This is a genomic window from Trinickia diaoshuihuensis (assembly GCF_003390925.1).
GTDB lineage: Bacteria > Pseudomonadota > Gammaproteobacteria > Burkholderiales > Burkholderiaceae > Trinickia > Trinickia diaoshuihuensis.
In genome coordinates this window covers 19,269-36,075 of sequence record NZ_QUBS01000071.1, presented here as the reverse complement: position 1 = coordinate 36,075, position 16,807 = coordinate 19,269, and the positions used below count along the sequence as shown (strand labels likewise).

At 61.8% G+C, this 16,807-nt stretch carries 13 protein-coding genes; 8 read left to right on the top strand and 5 right to left on the bottom strand.

What is annotated here, in order from left to right; translation table 11 throughout:
• Positions 1 to 130 precede the first annotated feature (130 nt).
• On the bottom strand, positions 131 to 499 hold the full coding sequence (locus DXT59_RS14325; protein ID WP_162878079.1) for a BON domain-containing protein: 369 nt from the start codon (positions 497 to 499) through the stop codon (positions 131 to 133).
• A gap of 425 nt (positions 500 to 924) precedes the next feature.
• Between DXT59_RS14325 and DXT59_RS14320 the strand changes: the two genes are divergently transcribed.
• Complete coding sequence (locus DXT59_RS14320) at positions 925 to 3,201, top strand: two-partner secretion domain-containing protein (protein WP_476718432.1); 2,277 nt, start codon at positions 925 to 927, stop codon at positions 3,199 to 3,201.
• 69 nt (positions 3,202 to 3,270) lie between these two features.
• Here the strand turns inward: DXT59_RS14320 and DXT59_RS14315 are convergent, their stop codons facing one another.
• Complete coding sequence (locus tag DXT59_RS14315) at positions 3,271 to 3,708, bottom strand: response regulator (RefSeq protein ID WP_116137553.1); 438 nt, start codon at positions 3,706 to 3,708, stop codon at positions 3,271 to 3,273.
• On the bottom strand, positions 3,683 to 6,058 hold the full coding sequence (locus DXT59_RS14310) for an ATP-binding protein (RefSeq protein ID WP_116137552.1): 2,376 nt from the start codon (positions 6,056 to 6,058) through the stop codon (positions 3,683 to 3,685). The genes DXT59_RS14315 and DXT59_RS14310 overlap by 26 nt, the downstream gene beginning before the upstream one ends.
• Before the next feature lie 533 nt (positions 6,059 to 6,591).
• On the opposite strand from DXT59_RS14310, the gene DXT59_RS14305 reads away from it, so the two are divergent.
• The gene (locus DXT59_RS14305) at positions 6,592 to 8,484 is read left to right on the top strand and encodes an ATP-binding response regulator (RefSeq protein ID WP_162878078.1); all 1,893 of its coding nucleotides are present in this window, start codon (positions 6,592 to 6,594) and stop codon (positions 8,482 to 8,484) included.
• Positions 8,485 to 8,496: 12 nt separating this feature from the next.
• Here DXT59_RS14305 and DXT59_RS14300 read toward each other — a convergent pair whose 3' ends face one another.
• Positions 8,497 to 9,588, bottom strand: a complete 1,092-nt coding sequence (locus tag DXT59_RS14300) for a 3-deoxy-7-phosphoheptulonate synthase (RefSeq protein ID WP_116137550.1) — start codon at positions 9,586 to 9,588, stop codon at positions 8,497 to 8,499.
• Between the two features lie 629 nt (positions 9,589 to 10,217).
• Between DXT59_RS14300 and DXT59_RS14295 the strand changes: the two genes are divergently transcribed.
• From DXT59_RS14295 to DXT59_RS14270, 6 genes are all read left to right on the top strand, one after another.
• Entirely contained in the window at positions 10,218 to 11,402 is a 1,185-nt protein-coding gene (locus DXT59_RS14295) for an acyl-CoA dehydrogenase family protein (protein ID WP_162878077.1), read from the top strand.
• 10 nt (positions 11,403 to 11,412) lie between these two features.
• A complete protein-coding gene (locus DXT59_RS14290) occupies positions 11,413 to 12,030 on the top strand; it encodes a pyridoxal 5'-phosphate synthase (protein WP_116137548.1) in 618 nt (205 codons plus the stop codon).
• A 95-nt stretch (positions 12,031 to 12,125) separates the two neighbouring features.
• Positions 12,126 to 12,752, top strand: coding sequence for an isochorismatase family protein (locus DXT59_RS14285; RefSeq protein WP_116137547.1), 627 nt, complete (start codon positions 12,126 to 12,128; stop codon positions 12,750 to 12,752).
• Entirely contained in the window at positions 12,749 to 14,635 is a 1,887-nt protein-coding gene (locus DXT59_RS14280) for an anthranilate synthase family protein (RefSeq protein ID WP_116137546.1), read from the top strand. The genes DXT59_RS14285 and DXT59_RS14280 overlap by 4 nt, the downstream gene beginning before the upstream one ends.
• Before the next feature lie 31 nt (positions 14,636 to 14,666).
• Positions 14,667 to 15,524 (top strand): PhzF family phenazine biosynthesis protein, encoded by an 858-nt coding sequence (locus DXT59_RS14275; protein ID WP_116137545.1) that lies wholly within the window; start codon positions 14,667 to 14,669, stop codon positions 15,522 to 15,524.
• 48 nt (positions 15,525 to 15,572) lie between these two features.
• Positions 15,573 to 16,067: a PhzA/PhzB family protein gene (locus DXT59_RS14270; RefSeq protein WP_116137544.1), complete on the top strand. Its 495-nt coding sequence runs from the start codon at positions 15,573 to 15,575 to the stop codon at positions 16,065 to 16,067.
• A gap of 11 nt (positions 16,068 to 16,078) precedes the next feature.
• On the opposite strand, the gene DXT59_RS14265 is transcribed toward DXT59_RS14270, so the two are convergent.
• Positions 16,079 to 16,681, bottom strand: coding sequence for a TetR/AcrR family transcriptional regulator (locus tag DXT59_RS14265; protein ID WP_116137543.1), 603 nt, complete (start codon positions 16,679 to 16,681; stop codon positions 16,079 to 16,081).
• Positions 16,682 to 16,807 lie beyond the last annotated feature (126 nt).

The window sequence follows — 16,807 nt, the reverse complement described above, 5'->3', positions numbered from 1 at the left end:
GATGCGATACCCGTTGCGCCGGACTTGCTCCGATCCAGCGCAAAAATCGTTCCGGAGTCCGGCGAAGATCGACCGGACTGCCGTACGACAGGGCGGCGGCCGCGAGAAGGCGGCCGCGCAATCGCGGTCCTTATTTCGACGTAGCTTTTACCTCCAGCTCGTTTCGCACAGCCGTCACACCGTCCAGGCCTCCCACGACATCGCCGGCCTTTTGCTTCTGAGCGGCATTCGCCACATGGCCGGAAAGCGTCACGATGCTGCCGTGCGTAGCGACATGCACGTCGCCGGTGTCCAAGTTGTCGGCGCGCAGGAGCGCCATCTTCGCCCGAGCCGTGATGACGCTATCGCCGACGCCGCTCCCCTGCGACGGCACCGATAGGCTCTCCGGCGGAACCACCTGCGGCGCCATTGCCCCCGAACTCGCCTGAGACCATGCCCCGCCCGAGGCCAAGCTCAGGGCAAAACCCAGCCCCGCGACCATCAACGCTCTGCGCTTCATCGGAATCTCCCTCGTACTGAACGATCCGCTCATGGATCGGCCTCGATGAGCGCACCGCCGCAACGCCCATACCCAATCCCACGCGCCGTCGGCGCCATCTGCCCGGGGCGAATTCGCCATTCGGAAGCAGACAGAACGTTCAATAAGATGGGCTTATATCAATTGCCTTCGCATCATCAACTACTAAATTTCATAAATAAACCCTTAACAGACGATAAATACATCGGAGAAATACCACCCCTCTGATAACGCCTAATACTCGGGACGATGTGGCACCACATTTATTCATTTTATCGATTGATTTTTAAATCGATCTATTTATGATCATCACCTTTCCTTGGCCGCGGATCGGGCGGCATTCGGCGTGTACCGAAAGAAGCGGATTTGCATTCCGCGGTGAGGTACTAACAGACAGACGGGGCATTATGCAAACCATCCGAATGAATACGACAGACGTTCCGGCGCAACGCAAACGTTCGATGTCTTTCATCCTCGCCGCAATCGCGGCCCTATGCGTCATACCGGCTTCGGCAAACGCCGGGACACTTCCCGGCGGCGGACGTTTCGTTGCGGGAAGCGGCACGATCTCCGGCAACGGAACATCGATGACGATCAATCAGACCGCGCCTCGCGGCGTGATCGACTGGGATAGCTTCTCGATCGGCCAAGGCAACAGCGTTGCCTTGAACAACGGATCGGGTGCCACCCTGAACCGCGTGACGGGTGGCAGCCTTTCGATGATCCTCGGTTCGCTCACGTCCAGCGGCAGTGTCTATCTGATCAATCCGCAAGGCATCGTCGTCGGCGCCAGCGGCACGATCGCGACGGCGGGCCGCTTCGTTGCCTCCACGCTCGATACGAAGGACGACGAATTCATGAAGGGCGGTTCGCTCACGCTGAGGGGCAATTCGGCCGCGGAAATCGTCAACCTCGGCCGCATCGGATCGAGCGGCGGCGACGTCTTTCTCATCGCGAATAGCGAAGTGATCAATCTCGGTCGGATCGAGGCGCCGAAGGGGTCCGTCGAACTTGCCGCCGGGCAGAGCGTGTTGCTGCAAGATTCGTCCACGAGCCGCCAAGTCTTCGTTCAGACCGGCAGCCAAGGCACCGTGACGAACGTCGGCGCACTCGATGCGGCGCAAATCAGTCTGCAAGCGGCGGACGGCAACGTATTCGCATTGAGCGGCAATCATTCGGCCATCCGTGCGAACGGCACCGCCACGCGCGACGGACATGTGTGGCTCGTTGCCGACCAAGGCACCGTGGACATGGAAGGTAGCTTCACCGCGAAAAACGCGGACGGCACGGGCGGCACCGTCGATACGTCCGCCTCGACGTTGGCCGCGGATCCGCTCGGCGCCACCGTAGGCGCGGCCAAGTGGAACGTGACGACGCCGAGTTCGACGCTCACGCAGGCGCTCGGCATCGCGGTGACGAATAGCCTCGGCGCGGGAACGTCGGTCAACGTCAACACGACGCAAGGCGATATCGAAGTCGGCACCAATCTTCAATGGTCGAGTAACGCGTCGCTCAAGCTGAACGCCTTCGGTTCGATTGCGGTCGACCAAGGCGTCACGATCGGTAATCGAGGCGGCGGTAATCTCACGCTGCGCGCCGATACCACCGGCATCGACAATAAAGGCTCGGTGACGAACAACGGCACGATCGATTGGTCCCACGGCACCGGCATCGTCAGCGCGCTCTACGACATGAACGGCAAATACGCGCCCGGTACCGTACTGGCCAATCGAGCATGGGCACCGGCGGCAGGCAGCGGACTTCTTACTCAGATCACCGGTTACCAGCTCGTAAACTCATTTGGCGATCTGCAAGACGTTTCGCGCGACCTCGGCGGAAACTACGCGCTCGGCAAAGATATCGCCGCCGGCAGCGTAACGCCGATCGGCGACCTCACGACGCCGTTTTCCGGTCAATTCGACGGAATGGGCCACTCGATCAACGGCCTAAGCTTCGCCTCCCTCTACTCGTCCGTCGATGGGTCGCCGCTGCCGTCGGGGTTGTTCGGCGTCATCGGCGATACGGGCGTCGTGCGCAATCTAAACATCTCGGGTTCCTCGGAATCGATCGACAATCGCACTTACACGATGGCTCCGGCGGGTCTTCTGGCAGGACTGAATCGCGGCCATATCGCCAATACGTTCGCGAGCGGTTCGCTGTTTTCGTTCGATGAGATGGACCTCGGCGGTCTCGTCGGGTTGAACACGGGGCTCATCGAGCGCTCGGCCGCCGCCGTGAACGTCACGGGCCGGCAAAGCTACATGGGCGGACTCGTCGGCCAGAACGACGGCACGATCGCGCAGTGCTACTCGACAGGCGCGGTCGAGGGCATGCTGCATCCCTCGGTACCGGCCGGGTTGGTCGGTGTCAACACCGGTACCATCGAGCAGTCGTTTGCCACCGGGCAAGTCACCGGCGATTGGCAAGTCACCCCATACATCGGCGCGATTACGAGCAGCAACTCGGGCACCGTCACGGCCGATAACTATTGGAACGTGCAGACCACGGGCGTGCCCGATGGAGGCGGAGCTCCGGCCGGCAACGGCTTGACCACGGCGCAGATGAGCCGCGCCGCAAGCTTCGCCGGATGGGACTTCAGCGCGAACGGCGCCTGGGCGATGCCGGCCGGCGCATCGCATCCCGTACTGCGCTGGCAACTGGCGAACGGAGCGCCGGGCCAATGAGCCGGCACGCCGCCGAGACCTCACACGGCGCGTTCGACGCATCGATCGAATTCGTCGAAGGCCCGCCCGTCAAATGGCGGGAGGCGGCGGCTCGTTGAGCACGGCCCAAAACATTCCGAGATCGTTGATAGCGGCCATGAAGTCGTCGAACTCCACGGGTTTGACGACATACGCGTTGACACCGAGATCGTAGCTGCGCAGCAGATCCTTCTCCTCCCGCGAGGACGTGAGCATGACGACCGGGATCCGCTTGAGCTTTTCGTCCAACCGCACGGCCTTGAGCACTTCATGGCCGTCCATCTTCGGCAGCTTCTTATCGAGCAAAATGACGGCGGGATTCTCGTTGAGCCGCGTGGCGTACTGCCCTTCACGCCGCAGGAATTCGAGCGCCTCCACGCCGTCGCGCACCGAAACGACCGGATTGGCGATACGGCTTCGCTCCAGTGCGATCATCGTCAGCTCGATGTCATTGGGATTGTCTTCAACGAGCAGGATCGGTCTTAACACGTTTGTTGTCCTCAAATTTCGAATCTTTTAATACCGGCCTGAAGGGTTGGCCCTGCGAAAGCGCCGCGAGACGAGCCACCGCATCGCTGGCCGTTTCGTGATCCTCGACGACCTGCGGCTTGAATTCGCGCGGCAAGGAGAAATAGATCGTTGCCCCCCGCCCTACTTCTCCGACGGCCCAGGCCCGGCCGCCATGACGTTCCACGATTCGCCTCACCGTCGCGAGGCCGATCCCGGTGCCCTCGAATTCCTCGTAGCGATGCAGTCGCTGGAATACGCCGAAGAGCTTATCGACGTAGCGCATATCGAAGCCGATGCCGTTATCGCGTACGTAAAACACGTCTTGATCGGCCAGTACCCCGTCGCCGGGCTTGTATCCGATCTCGATGAGCGTATGTTCGCGCGGTTTGCCCGGCTCGCTTTCACGCGTGAATTTCAGCGCATTGCCGATCAAGTTTTGCAACACGACCTTGGTCAACACGGGATCGGCCACGACCGCGCGCAGCTCACCGATTTTCCACTCGATCGACCGGTCCGCCGCATCCTTCGATTCCTCCGCGATCACCGCATCGACGAGCGAGCGCAGCTCGAAGCGTTCGGGATGCAGCGCCGAGCGCCCGGTGCGCGAAAACGCCAATAGGTCGTCGACGAGCCGTCCGCCGAAACGCGCCGCGCTGATCACGCGTTCCACAAAGTGTTTGCCGCGCTCCGAGAGCCGATCGCCGTCCAATTGATAGAGCAAGTCCGCGAATCCGACGATATGACGCAGCGGCGCGCGAAGATCGTGGGAGACGGTGTAGGAGAATCCTTCCAATTCCTGGTTGGCGCGGCCCAGTTGCGTCGCCAGTTGCGCAAGCTCCTCGGCGCGCCGCAAAACGATCCCGAGCAGCGCCGTGCGGAATTCGACGGCGATTTCGAGCTCCGCCGTCAGCCAGCCGGGCGAGCGCCCCCGGACTGTCCCGGTCCACGCATCGAAGCTCTCCCGCGACTCGCCCGCCCCTTCGATCGTTCGTGCGCGTTCGGCACGAAACCAAATGATGTAATTGCGAAAGAGCTTCGAAAACGACAATACCAGTATGCCCGCGTTATCCGGATCCACGGGCTTGCCCCATGCCGCCGCAAGGCTGTCCGTCGCGAAGACGTCCTCGCTTTTCCCGTCGAGCCAGGTCACGAGATCGTTCACCGTCTCGGCCCGAGGCGTCGTACCGATCGTGACCGTGTGCCCGTCGAACACGATCGCGGCGCCGCTCGCGCGCATCAGGCCGAGCAGCGCGGACGGGTCCTGCGCCAACGCATCGACGAAATTCACCGAGTTGGCCATCGCTGCTAGCAGTGCGGATAAGCGCGTGCGCAATGCGAGGCGCCGCTCCGCCTCCTGCTGGTCTTCCTTGGCCTCCACCTGCAGCGAGAGCACCTGAGCGATGTGTTCACACGCCGTTCGCACCTCGAAAGAAGGCACGCGCGGCGTGGCATGGTGGCACGAGATCAAGCCCCACAGCTTACCGCGCACGACGATCGACATGGACATGGACGACCACATACCCATGTCTTTCATGGACTGCGTATGCAGCGGCGAAACGCCGCGCAGCGACGCGTACGTCAAATCGGTCGGCTTACCCGTTCGAGGGTGAATCGCCGGAATCAGACGTGCCGGCGTATAACCGGCGTCGGCGATTACGCGCAGGCGATTGCGCACGTACAGCGCACGCGCCGGGGCCGGAATATCCGATGCCGGGAAATGCCGGCCCAAATAAGAGTGGTAGCCCGGCAGTAGCGCCTGTGCCAGCACCGCGCCGTTACCCTCCTCGTCGAAGCGGTGCACGAGCGTACGGCCATAGCCTGTAATGCGCTGCACCTCCTGGGCGGCCAGCTCGGCCAGCTCGATCACGCCTTGCGCCTTCTGCAAGTTGCCGACGAACGTTCGCACCAGCGGATACATCGAGAAAAATACGTCGTCGGTACCGCGTGCGGGCTCCAGCTCGATCAACGCGACGCCGTCGAATCGATGGACGACGATCGCCAGTGGCGCAGCGTGCGCGAGCGCCTCGCTGCGCGGGTGTTCCATCGATCCGGCGTATAACGGCACGCCTTCCTCGCGCAATTGGCCAAGCGCGGCGGCGATCGCGGCTGCCGGCGACTCACCCAGCACCTCGCGTAAGGAGGCGCCGAGAATCGTCTCGAACGTCCCCCCGGTCAACTCCGCGGCATTCTCGCTCGCCTGAACGATGACGCCGTTCTCTTCGACGCAGAACAAAAAGCCATGCGGCTGAATGCCGCCGGGAATATGAATGGGCTCCGTTGCGCAGATCGCAATTCGTTCATCGACGCTTTGGGGTGCCGCGGTGGCCATGCATGCTCCGTAAGCTCAGTCCGTGACATATGAATTGGACAAGCCGTCATGTTGCCAGATTTATGTCCTCTTCGCTGCCAGCCATTGCCCCGCATCCGAAAATAGAACATCGAATTTTCGGTACATTTTTCTCAAATCGAAAAGCATTGCACACTCAGCTTCGGCATTTAATTCTGATATTAAGCACGCGCGCCTTCCGCGCGTGCTTGCGCCGCTAAAGCGTGCTTTGTGCGGAGCACAGCGCGTGCCTAAAGTGCGTTCGGCGCCCCGCACGATGCACTTGAGCGAATGGTGCGATAAGCGCTAGTCTTGCATGTTGCCGTGAACGCGAGCCTCCGGCGATGAAATACGCCTCGAAGAAGACGCAGTGCGAGGCAAGCCCTGGCACGATCGCCCTTTCAGGAATTCGCATGCAAGTTTATATGCCCTCTACAACTTCGGAAAACGATTGGGATACCGGGCCGCTAATTGTTTTCGACCTCGGGCTACGCGTCGTTAGCGCAAAGAACATTGAACCGACACCTGTGATCGGCATGCATTTGAGTGAAATCGGCGAATCGCTCGGGCATCCCGCCTGGCTGCCCGACGTCGACAAGCTCCACCAGGCGATCGAGGCGGCGCTGCATTCGGGACGGGCTCAGACGGTCAGCGTCGAGGCGGCGCTCTCGTCGCCCTCGGTGTCGATTTATCCGCTCTGGGGCAACGGCGAACGCACGATCGCATGCCAGGCGCAACCGCAATTGAAGCGAGGTCCCGCCGGCAAGGACCGTCCAAGCGGCGAGTCGGAACTAGCGGCGCAACGCCGGTGGTTCAGCCGGGTACCGGGCAGCGCGGGCAATCGACTGCTGCTCGAAACCGCGAGTCGTCTCGAGATGGCGGTCGAGGCTGCCGATATCGGCACGTTCTACGTTCCCCTGCCGATGAGCCGCATCTATTGGAATGCGCAGTGCGCCGCGCATTTCTGGGTGCCGGCCGATGCGAGAATCGATTTCGATCTGTTCTACTCGCGGCTGCACCCCGACGACCGCGAGCGTGCCCGAGCGGCCGTGAGCGGAGCCGTGTACGAGGGACGCCCCTACGATATCGAATACCGGGTACTCTCCCCTCAAGGCGAAATCAGATGGATACGCGCCAAGGGCGCGGTGCGCTACTCCGCGCAAGGCGTTCCGACGCGTTTCGACGGCATCACGATCGATATTTCGGCGCAAAAACGGGCTGAGGAAGAGCGCGACCGACTGTTGCAAAACGAACGGCTTCAACGTATCGAAGCCGAGCGCGAGAGCCGCATGAAAGATACCTTCATCGCCACCGCGTCGCACGAGTTGCGCACGCCGCTCAATGCGATCCAGAACTGGATCGAACTGCTCGAGCGCAAACCCGGCGATCCGTCGTTCGTCAATCAGTGCATCGCGGTGGTGAAGCGCAACCTTTTGAGCCAGACGCGCCTGCTCAACGACCTGCTCGACGCGAGCCGCATCGCCGCCGGCAAAATGGAAATGCGCGCGGACCGCGTGAACCTGACCGACGTTCTCGGTGCGGAATTGCAGGCGCTACGCCCACTCGCCGACCGCAAGGAGGTGCGCGTCATCGCCGACTGGATGCCGCAAGCTTATATCCTCGGCGACGAGACTCGGCTTAGGCAGGTATTCGGCAATATTCTCGGCAACGCACTGAAGCACACGCCGGCCGGAGGCAGCATTGCCGTCTCGCTAAAATCGCGGCGCGGCGAGTTCGCTGTCGAAGTGACCGACACCGGAGAAGGCATCCCGCCGCAGTTTCTCGAAACGATCTTCGCCTCTTTTGCCCAGGTGGACGGTTCGTCCACGCGCAAACACGGCGGCCTCGGCCTCGGGCTCGCGATCGCCCGCAAGCTCGTCTCGCTTCATAACGGGCGCATCGAGGCATTCAGCGAAGGCGCCGGCAAAGGCGCGACGTTTACCGTATCGCTGCCGCGCCTGCAAGCCACCGGCGACCAGCAGGACCAAGATTCGGGCAACGACGAATGGGCCGCGGATAAGCACGACGACTTCAGCGGTTTGAACGTCCTGCTCGTGGAGGACGACCGCGACTCGCTGGAGGGCTTCCGCCTCATGTTGATGGGTTTGGGCGTCGAGGTCACCTCGGCGATGTCTGCCCAGGAAGCGCGCGCTGCCCTAAGCCGGCGAACGTTCGACGCGATCTTTTCCGATATCTGCATGCCGGACGAGGACGGCTACCAGTTCATGAAATCGGTCAGAACCGACGGCGTGACCGTTCCGGCGTTCGCGGTCACCGCTCTGGCACGCGACCAGGATATCCGGCAGGCCGTCGCGGCCGGCTACGACGACCACATTCGCAAACCTGTCGAGAGACTGGCGATCGTGCAAACCCTCGCCCGCGTACGCGCGCTCTCGAATGCGAGCGCGCAAGCCAGGATCCAGCCTTGAACCGATCCCACATTACGCGCGCAACTGCTCACGCAGGAGATCTTCGGTCCGCGTCCGCCGCCGCGCGCGCACCGCATCGGCAAGCGCCTCGAACAGATAGCCGGTGTCCTCCAGCGACACGCATGCGTCGGTAATGCTCTGCCCGTACGCGAGCGCGGTGCCCGGAACGACGTCTTGCCGTCCCTCCTTGATGTTCGATTCGATCATCACGCCGACGATGCGCTCGTCGCCGCGCGCGACTTGATCGGCGACATCCGCGCATACGCTCACTTGATTGCGGTACTGTCGCCGGCTATTCGCATGACTGAAGTCGATCATGACGCGTGGCGCAAAATGCGCCGCGGCGATACGCTTGCAAGCCGCATCGACGCAATGCGCCTCGTAGTTCGGCTCGCTGCCGCCGCGCAGCACCACGTGCGTATGACGATTGCCGGATGTGGACAACGCGCACAGCCGGCCTTGCGCATCGATCGACATGAAGCGATGCCCGCGTGCCGCGGCCGACATTGCGTCGACCGCAACCTGCACGTTGCCGTCGGTGCCGTTCTTGAAGCCGACCGGTAGCGGCAACGCGGAGACCATCTCGCGATGAATCTGCGATTCGACCGTGCGCGCGCCGATCGCCCCCCACGCGATGAGATCGCTCAGAAACCGGATCGATAACGGGTCGAGAAACTCCGTGGCGGCCGGCATTTCCCGATCGTTGATATCGCCGAGCAGCGCCCGTGCGGTGTAAAGGCCCACGTCGATCCGATGACTGTTGTCGAGCAGCGGATCGTTGACGAGTCCCTTCCATCCCACCGTCGTGCGCGGCTTCTCGAAATACACGCGCATGACGATTTCGAGTTCCTGGGCGAAGCGGGCGCGCTGCAACGCGAGCCGTGCGGCGTAATCGCGCGCGGCGACAGGGTCGTGGACGGAGCACGGCCCGACGATCACGACGAGCCGATCGTCGGTACCGTTCAAGATATCGACGATTGCGTTCCGGGCTTTTTGAACGGTACGTAATGCGCGAGGCGTCGCCGGCAGTGCCTCCGACAATTCGGCCGGGGACGGCAGGCACTGCACAGCCTCATGGTCTGTCGACCACGATTTCGATTGCATCGCACTTCCTCCTTTCGGTAAATCGACGAGATCGAACCAGCACGGACTCTATTCAGATCGCGCCGTTCATGCAACTAAGATATCTAGCAGTTCATTCACTTAAAAATGGAAAATCAAACGAAAATCACAGCCAGATCACGAGAGATCTATTTAACGAATTTCTTTCATCATTATTTAATATATCTCAAGTTCTCCACCGCCCATGATCGCGACAGCAGATCCCCACGCGAAACGTCCTACTAGATCTTGCAGTCTCCATCCTGCCGCTGTCTCGTGACAAATGACTGACTCCCAGTCATAATCAGGCTATCATGTACCCAAAGTGCTTTGCAACAAGCTGTTTTCGCAATGATCGTCACATCATTGACGCCATTTATTGCCTGAATTTTCTGCATCACTACCTTTTCTTGTAGCGATCACGATGCGTCAACCGGACGATTGATGCGATATCGAAAGAGATAATTGATTCAAATGCGGTTTACTTATATGAGTCCAGTGAATAGATTTCGGCACCGAGAAGAAGGCGAAAAACGTACGAATAGGCACATTGAAATGACGGCATTCGACTTAATCAACCGCGACCAAACGCGCACGGCCGCATGTGCCATTCTCATTTCGGAGCGAACGATATGTCGGAGCAATTGATCGGTGTCGAAGACCGCGGCGCCGGGAGGGATCGGTCGTTGATGGTTCTCGGCATGCATGCGACAAGCGCCGACCGAATTCGAAAACTGCATCCCGATGTTGTCGATGTGCTGACTCGGCATGGTGTCGTTCGTCATTTCGTTCCTCGCGCGTTCGGCGGAGCGCATGGGTCGTTCTCGGAGCTGATGCCTACGATTCGCGCACTAGCGATGTACTGCACTTCCGCAGCTTGGTGCGCGGTCGTGTACGCGGTTGCGGCTCGCATGGCGGCCTATTTGCCCGTGCCGGCGCAACGCGAAATCTGGCGAGACGGGCCCGATACGCGCATCTGCGCGTCGTTTCGCCCGACCGGCCGCGCGGCACCTGCCGTTGGCGGCTGGGCCCTATCCGGGCAATGGCACGCGCTATCGGGCATCGATTTCGCCTCCTGGGCCTTGCTTTGTATCGAGCCGAGCGGTCGTGACGGCGCGCCGCGCTATGCGGCCGTGCCCTTGTCGTCGCCGCGCGCCCGCGTGATCGACGATTGGCACACCCTCGGCATGCGAGGAACCGGCAGCAAATCGCTGGAGCTCGACGGCGTTTTCGTGCCCCACCATATGACGCTTCTAAAAAGCGCGTTATGGGACGGACGCTCGTCGCACGCGCATGGCCCCTGCTATCACGTTTCCCCTATCGCCGCCGATCCGCATCTGTTCACAGCCGCGGCACTAGGCGCCGCGGTGGCCGGTCTCGGCTTTTGGGGCGCGGCCTTCGGCGATAGCCCCCCTGCCGGAGAGCTGGCTGCCGTCTACGCCAGATCGGCGGGTGAGATCGACGCAGCTCGCCTGCTCGTCGAGCGCGGATGCCGAACCGCCGATCGAGGCGGATTGCCGCCCGCGCTCACGGCACGTAATGCGCGCGACGCATCGCTTGCGGCGGACATGGTGCTGACGGCCGTGAGCCGTCTGTTCAAGTGCGGCGGGAGTCAAACGCATTTCGAGCACAACGCGTTGCAGCGCGTTTGGCGCGATATCCAAACCCTGAGTTCGCATATCGCGCTGAGGCCGGATATGAATTTCGAACACTACGTTCGAAGCGCCTGGACCACGGACCTCATTGGTCACGCGGAATTGAAATTATCGTGGGAAGCGGCTTGGGCTTGCCCGAGCGCCGACCCGATTTCAACCTAACCGGTGTTCTATGCAAACTATCGATGAAACCGTCGGCAACGAATCGATTTTCAACGATTCACCCGAAAACCCGATCACGGCAGTGCGTTCCTGGTACGCCGACGCCATCGCCCGCAACGTCTCGGAACCGGGCGCGATGGCGGTCGCGACCGTCAGTGCGCAGGGCGTGCCGTCGAGCCGGACCATCCAAATCCTCGAGCTGAGAGACGAAGGCTTCGTCTTCGCGACGCATGCGCAGAGCCCCAAAGGCAGGGATATCGCCGCAACCGGATGGGCCTCGGGCGTCTGGTATTGGCGCGAGACCAAACGCCAAGTCATCGTCACGGGCAAGGTGACGCCGCTCGCCGATCACGAGTCGGACGCACTGTGGGCGTCCCGCCCGCACGAATCGCATGCGATGTCGACCGTCAGCCGCCAAAGCGCGCCGTTGGAGGACGAGCACGCACTGGCCGAGCAGATCGAGATGGCCAGCAAGTCGGACACGCTCGTGCGGCCGGATGGATGGCTCGGCTACATCCTGCGCCCGAGCGCCGTGGAATTCTGGGAGTTCTCGCCCGACCGTATCTATAAGCGACTGCGATACGAAGAGTCCGGCGGCGCCTGGTCGAACCATCGGCTGCAGCCGTAATCGAGCCTTCGCTCGCCGCCGCACCGCGCAAGCATCGCCCTTCGAAGATGCTTGCGCGGCGGCCGGCGAGCCGTACAAGAACCTGGGAGATATCCATGCCTGGCATTCCGACAATCGCTCCATATCAAGTTCCCGGCACGACCGACGTATGCGCGAATATCGCGGGCTGGCATCCGCAACCCGAACGCGCCGCGCTACTCGTGCACGACATGCAACGCTTTTTTTTGCGTCCGCTACCAGTCGACGCCATCGCGCGACCACTCGTCGAAAACGTGACGCACCTCGTCACGCGCGCGCGTGAGCTGGATGTACCGATCGCCTACACCGCGCAACCGGGCGGCATGACGCCCGATCAGCGCGGGCTGTTGAAAGACTTCTGGGGCCCCGGCATGGCCGTGGCGCCCGCCGATCGAGAAATCGCCGGTACGCTCGCGCCGCGCTCCGGAGATTGGGTCTTCACCAAATGGCGCTATAGCGCATTTTTCAAGTCCGATCTGCTTCGCTCGCTGCGCGAGGCGGGCCGCGACCAACTGATCATCTGCGGTGTCTACGCGCACATCGGCATCCTCGCCACGGCCATCGACGCCTTTTCGAACGATATCGAAACGTTCATCGTCGCGGACGCCGTGGCCGACTTCAACCGGGACGACCACTTGATGGCGCTGAACTACGCTGCGCGCTCATGCGCGGTGGTTACCAGAACCGAGGAGGTTTGGCAATGAACGATTCGCTCCTATCGTCGCTGCTGAACGAGCCCGGCCGCGTCGGGCCGTTCGCCCTGCTCGTGCGTGGCGATCGCACGCGCGAGCCCGTGCTCGAAATTTATGCCGGGGATGCTTTGACGTGCGCCCGGCTCGAAGACATCCCTCTGCCGGCGCCTGGCCGGACGGGTCGATCGGCGCTCGCCGTGGTGCCCTACCGGCAGCTTGCCGAGCGCGGCTACGCCGCCGTGGATGACGGAGAACCGCTACGCGTGATCCGCATCGAGCGCGAACAAAGCGTTCCACTCGACGCCGCGCTGCGCGCCTGGCCCGACGCGCCGATCGATGTTTCCGGCGGCCATTTCGACGTGGAGGATGCTGCCTACGCCGAACAAGTGAAGCGGATCGTCGCCGACGAAATCGGCGCGGGGGAAGGATCCAATTTCGTTTTGAAGCGCACTTTCCGCGCACGCTTGGACAACTACTCGCTCGTCACGGCATTGACCGCGTTCGGCCGCCTCGTGCGCCGCGAAGTCGGCGCCTATTGGACGTTCCTCGTGCATACCGGCGATCGGACCTGGATCGGCGCGAGCCCGGAGCGCCATGTCAGCGTAAGAGCCGGGACCGCGAGCATGAACCCGATCAGCGGAACGTACCGCTATCCGCCGAGCGGTCCGACGCTTGACGGCATCGTCGAATTCCTCTCGAACAAGAAGGAAAGCGACGAGCTTTACATGGTCGTCGACGAGGAACTGAAAATGATGGCGCGCTTTTGCACCCAAGGCGCCAAAGTCATCGGCCCGAAGCTGAAGGAAATGTCGCGCCTCGCTCATACGGAGTACGTTTTGGAGGGGCAGACGCAGGCCGATCCGCGTGACATCTTGAGGGAGACGCTGTTTTCGCCGGCGGTGACGGGCAGCCCCATCGAGAACGCGTGCCGGGTCATCGCGAAGTACGAGGACGGGGGACGCGGCTACTATGCCGGCGTCGTGGCATTGTTCGGCCGCGACGAGCAAGACCGGGCCGAACTCGACTCGGCGATCGTCATTCGCACGGCGGATATCGACAGGGATGGGGGCCTGCGCGTCTCGGTCGGGGCAACGATCGTGAGGCACTCGGAACCCGAGTCGGAAGCCGCGGAAACGCGAGCCAAGGCGCAAGCGATACTGAACGCGCTGGGCCAACCCTCCTCTGAACACTTCTCGACCCACCCGCGGGTACGTTCGGCGCTGAGCGAGCGCAACGTCGGCATTTCACGATTTTGGCTGGCGGATGTCGACAAACGCAAGGAGACCATCGCGGGACTCGACGGCCGCAAGCTGCTCATCATCGATGCGGAAGACGCCTTTACCTCGATGCTCGATCATCAATTGCGCGCGATGGGGCTGACCGTCTCGCTCGCGCGCTTCGACGACGAGCGCGTGCGCACGGGCAACTGGGACTTGGCCGTCTTCGGCCCCGGCCCCGGAGATCCGCGCAGCAATAGCGATATCCGCGTGCGCACGCTGCGCAAAGCGCTGTCCGATGCCCTCGCCAACCACAAACCGTTCTTCGCGGTATGCCTGAGCCATCAAATGCTTTGCCTCGAACTGGGCATGCCCATCGCACGCCGCCATCAGCCGAACCAAGGCGTACAGCTCGAGATCGACTATTTCGGCTCGCGCGAGCGTGTGGGCTTTTACAACACGTTTAGCGCGACCTACGCCAGCGATGAACTTTGGTACGACAACGAACGCGTGGAGGTTTGCCGCGACGCCCGCACGGGTGAAGTCCACGCATTGCGCGGCAAAGGATTCTCGTCGATTCAATTTCACGCCGAGTCGGTACTGACCGAACGAGGCATCGACATCGTCTCCGAAGCGTTGCTGAGCGTGCTGTCCACGCAGCTTGAATCGGTCCACTGAACCGCCCTTCGCTTGACTTCGAGATCGTCCAATGAGCGCTTCCGAGTTTTACGACTACGTCGTTGCCGATGCTTTTACCGACACGCCGCTCTGCGGCAATCCGGTCGCCGTGTTCACGAATGCGACCGGACTCACGGCGCGAGACATGCAGCGCATCGCGCGCGAACTGAATCTGTCGGAAAGCACGTTTGTCTTTCGCCCCAAAAGCGATGGCGATTATCACGTGCGTATCTTCACGCCGGTCAATGAGTTGCCGTTCGCCGGCCACCCCACTTTGGGCACCGCCTTCGTGTTGGGGCGCACGCACGCGGGGCCGCAACTGGTGATGGAAACGGCGATGGGCCATGTACCGTTCGCGCTCGAGCGCGATAGCGGCGGGCAGATGATCTCGGCGACGATGACGCAACCCGTGCCCACTTGGTCCTCGTACGAATTCGAGGACACGCTGCTCAGGGGGCTCGGCCTCGATGCCTCGACGTTGCCCGTCGAGGTCTATCGCAACGGACCACGCCATGTGTTCGTGGGCTTGCCGAGCCTATCCGCGCTATCGGCCGTCAAGCCGGATCAACGCATCCTCGCTCTCTTGCCCGACGTCGCGGCGAACTGTTTTGCCGGCAGCGGCCATCAGTGGCGCCTGCGAATGTTTTCGCCGGCCTACGGCGTCGCGGAGGATGCGGCCACGGGTTCGGCCGCGGGACCACTGGCATTGCACTTGATTCGTCACGGTCTACTTGATTTCGGCCAGCGGATCGAGATCGAGCAAGGGGTGGAAATGGGACGCCGTTCCGTGATGCGGGCCGAGGTACACGGCACGCTCGGGGAGTTGGGCCCGATCCGCGTATCGGGCAGCGCGGTCATCGTCGCCAAAGGGCAGTTCGTTCGCTGGTAATCCGCATGGGGCCGTCGAGCCCCGACATCAACCGTAACAGGAGAAAACATGTCACAGGACGTTTCGGCAGTTGAGGTCGAAGACCAAGATTCGGAACTGCGCCGCCGCAATCGAGCCGTGGTGGAAGATTATATGAGCCGCCGCGGGGAAGGACGCCTAACGCGTTACGAGCTGTTCGCCGAAGACGGCGTCGGCGGACTATGGACCAACGATACACTCGAGCCTATCGTGGCGCGCGGGCACGAAACGCTGAAAAAACACGCGACTTGGTCATTGAAGTGCTTCCCGGACTGGCAATGGACCGATGTGAAGATCTTCGAAACGCAAGATCCGAATCGTTTCTGGGTCGAATGCGGGGGGCATGGAAAGATCTTATTCCCCGGCTATCCGGAGGGCCACTATGAAAACCATTTCATTCACAGCTTCCTGCTCGCCGACGGCAAGATCAAGGAGCAACGCGAATTCATGAACCCGTTCCGGCAAATGGTCGCGCTCGGCATTCCGATTCCGCGGATCTTGCGCGACGGCATTCCGAAGGACTGAACGCGCCGGCCTCAGCCGATAAAACCGACGCTACGCAACGCCAACGTCTCGACCGTGCGAGCCAAGCTCGCACGGGTCATGCGATTTTTCGTGCGGGACAAGTGGTCGACCATGCTGTGGATGCCGCCGAACAAAAACACGGCCGTCATGCGCGTATCGTCGATCGACCAAGCGAGTGAGCGCTTGCCCTCTTCGAGCAGCCGTTCGAGATCGTCCACCACGCAGTTGTTCAGTTCGCCGTCGTGAGGGTGTGACCATGTTCCGCTGAAGACGGCGTCGTGCACGCGTACCGACGCGAGATACCCCGTGGCATAGGCTTTCGCCCAAGCGGCGAGCTTATCTCGCCAGTCGCCGTCGATGCGCCGGGTCGCCTTGTGAATGGCGTCGAGCAACTGCTCACCGAAGCGGGCGCCGAGCGCGGCCAATAATTCGTCCTTCGACGTGAAATATAAATAGAACGTCCCTTTCGCCACCTCGGCCGCGGCCGTGATGTGGTCCACCGTCGTGGCGGCCACGCCATGTTCGACGAACAACCGCTGCGCGGCATTCATGATGTCGTTGCGCCGGGTCTCCGGCGGCTTGGTTCTCGCACCCGGCTTAGCGGCGACAGGCATCTTCGGTCAAGCTCCGATTTTTTATAGGGACGATGCATGGAGCATAGCGTACCGGTTCGGGAAATGGCAACAGATCGGGATTTCCCCGCCTCGCATCGGTTTGCCCGAATCGGTTTGCCTGAATCG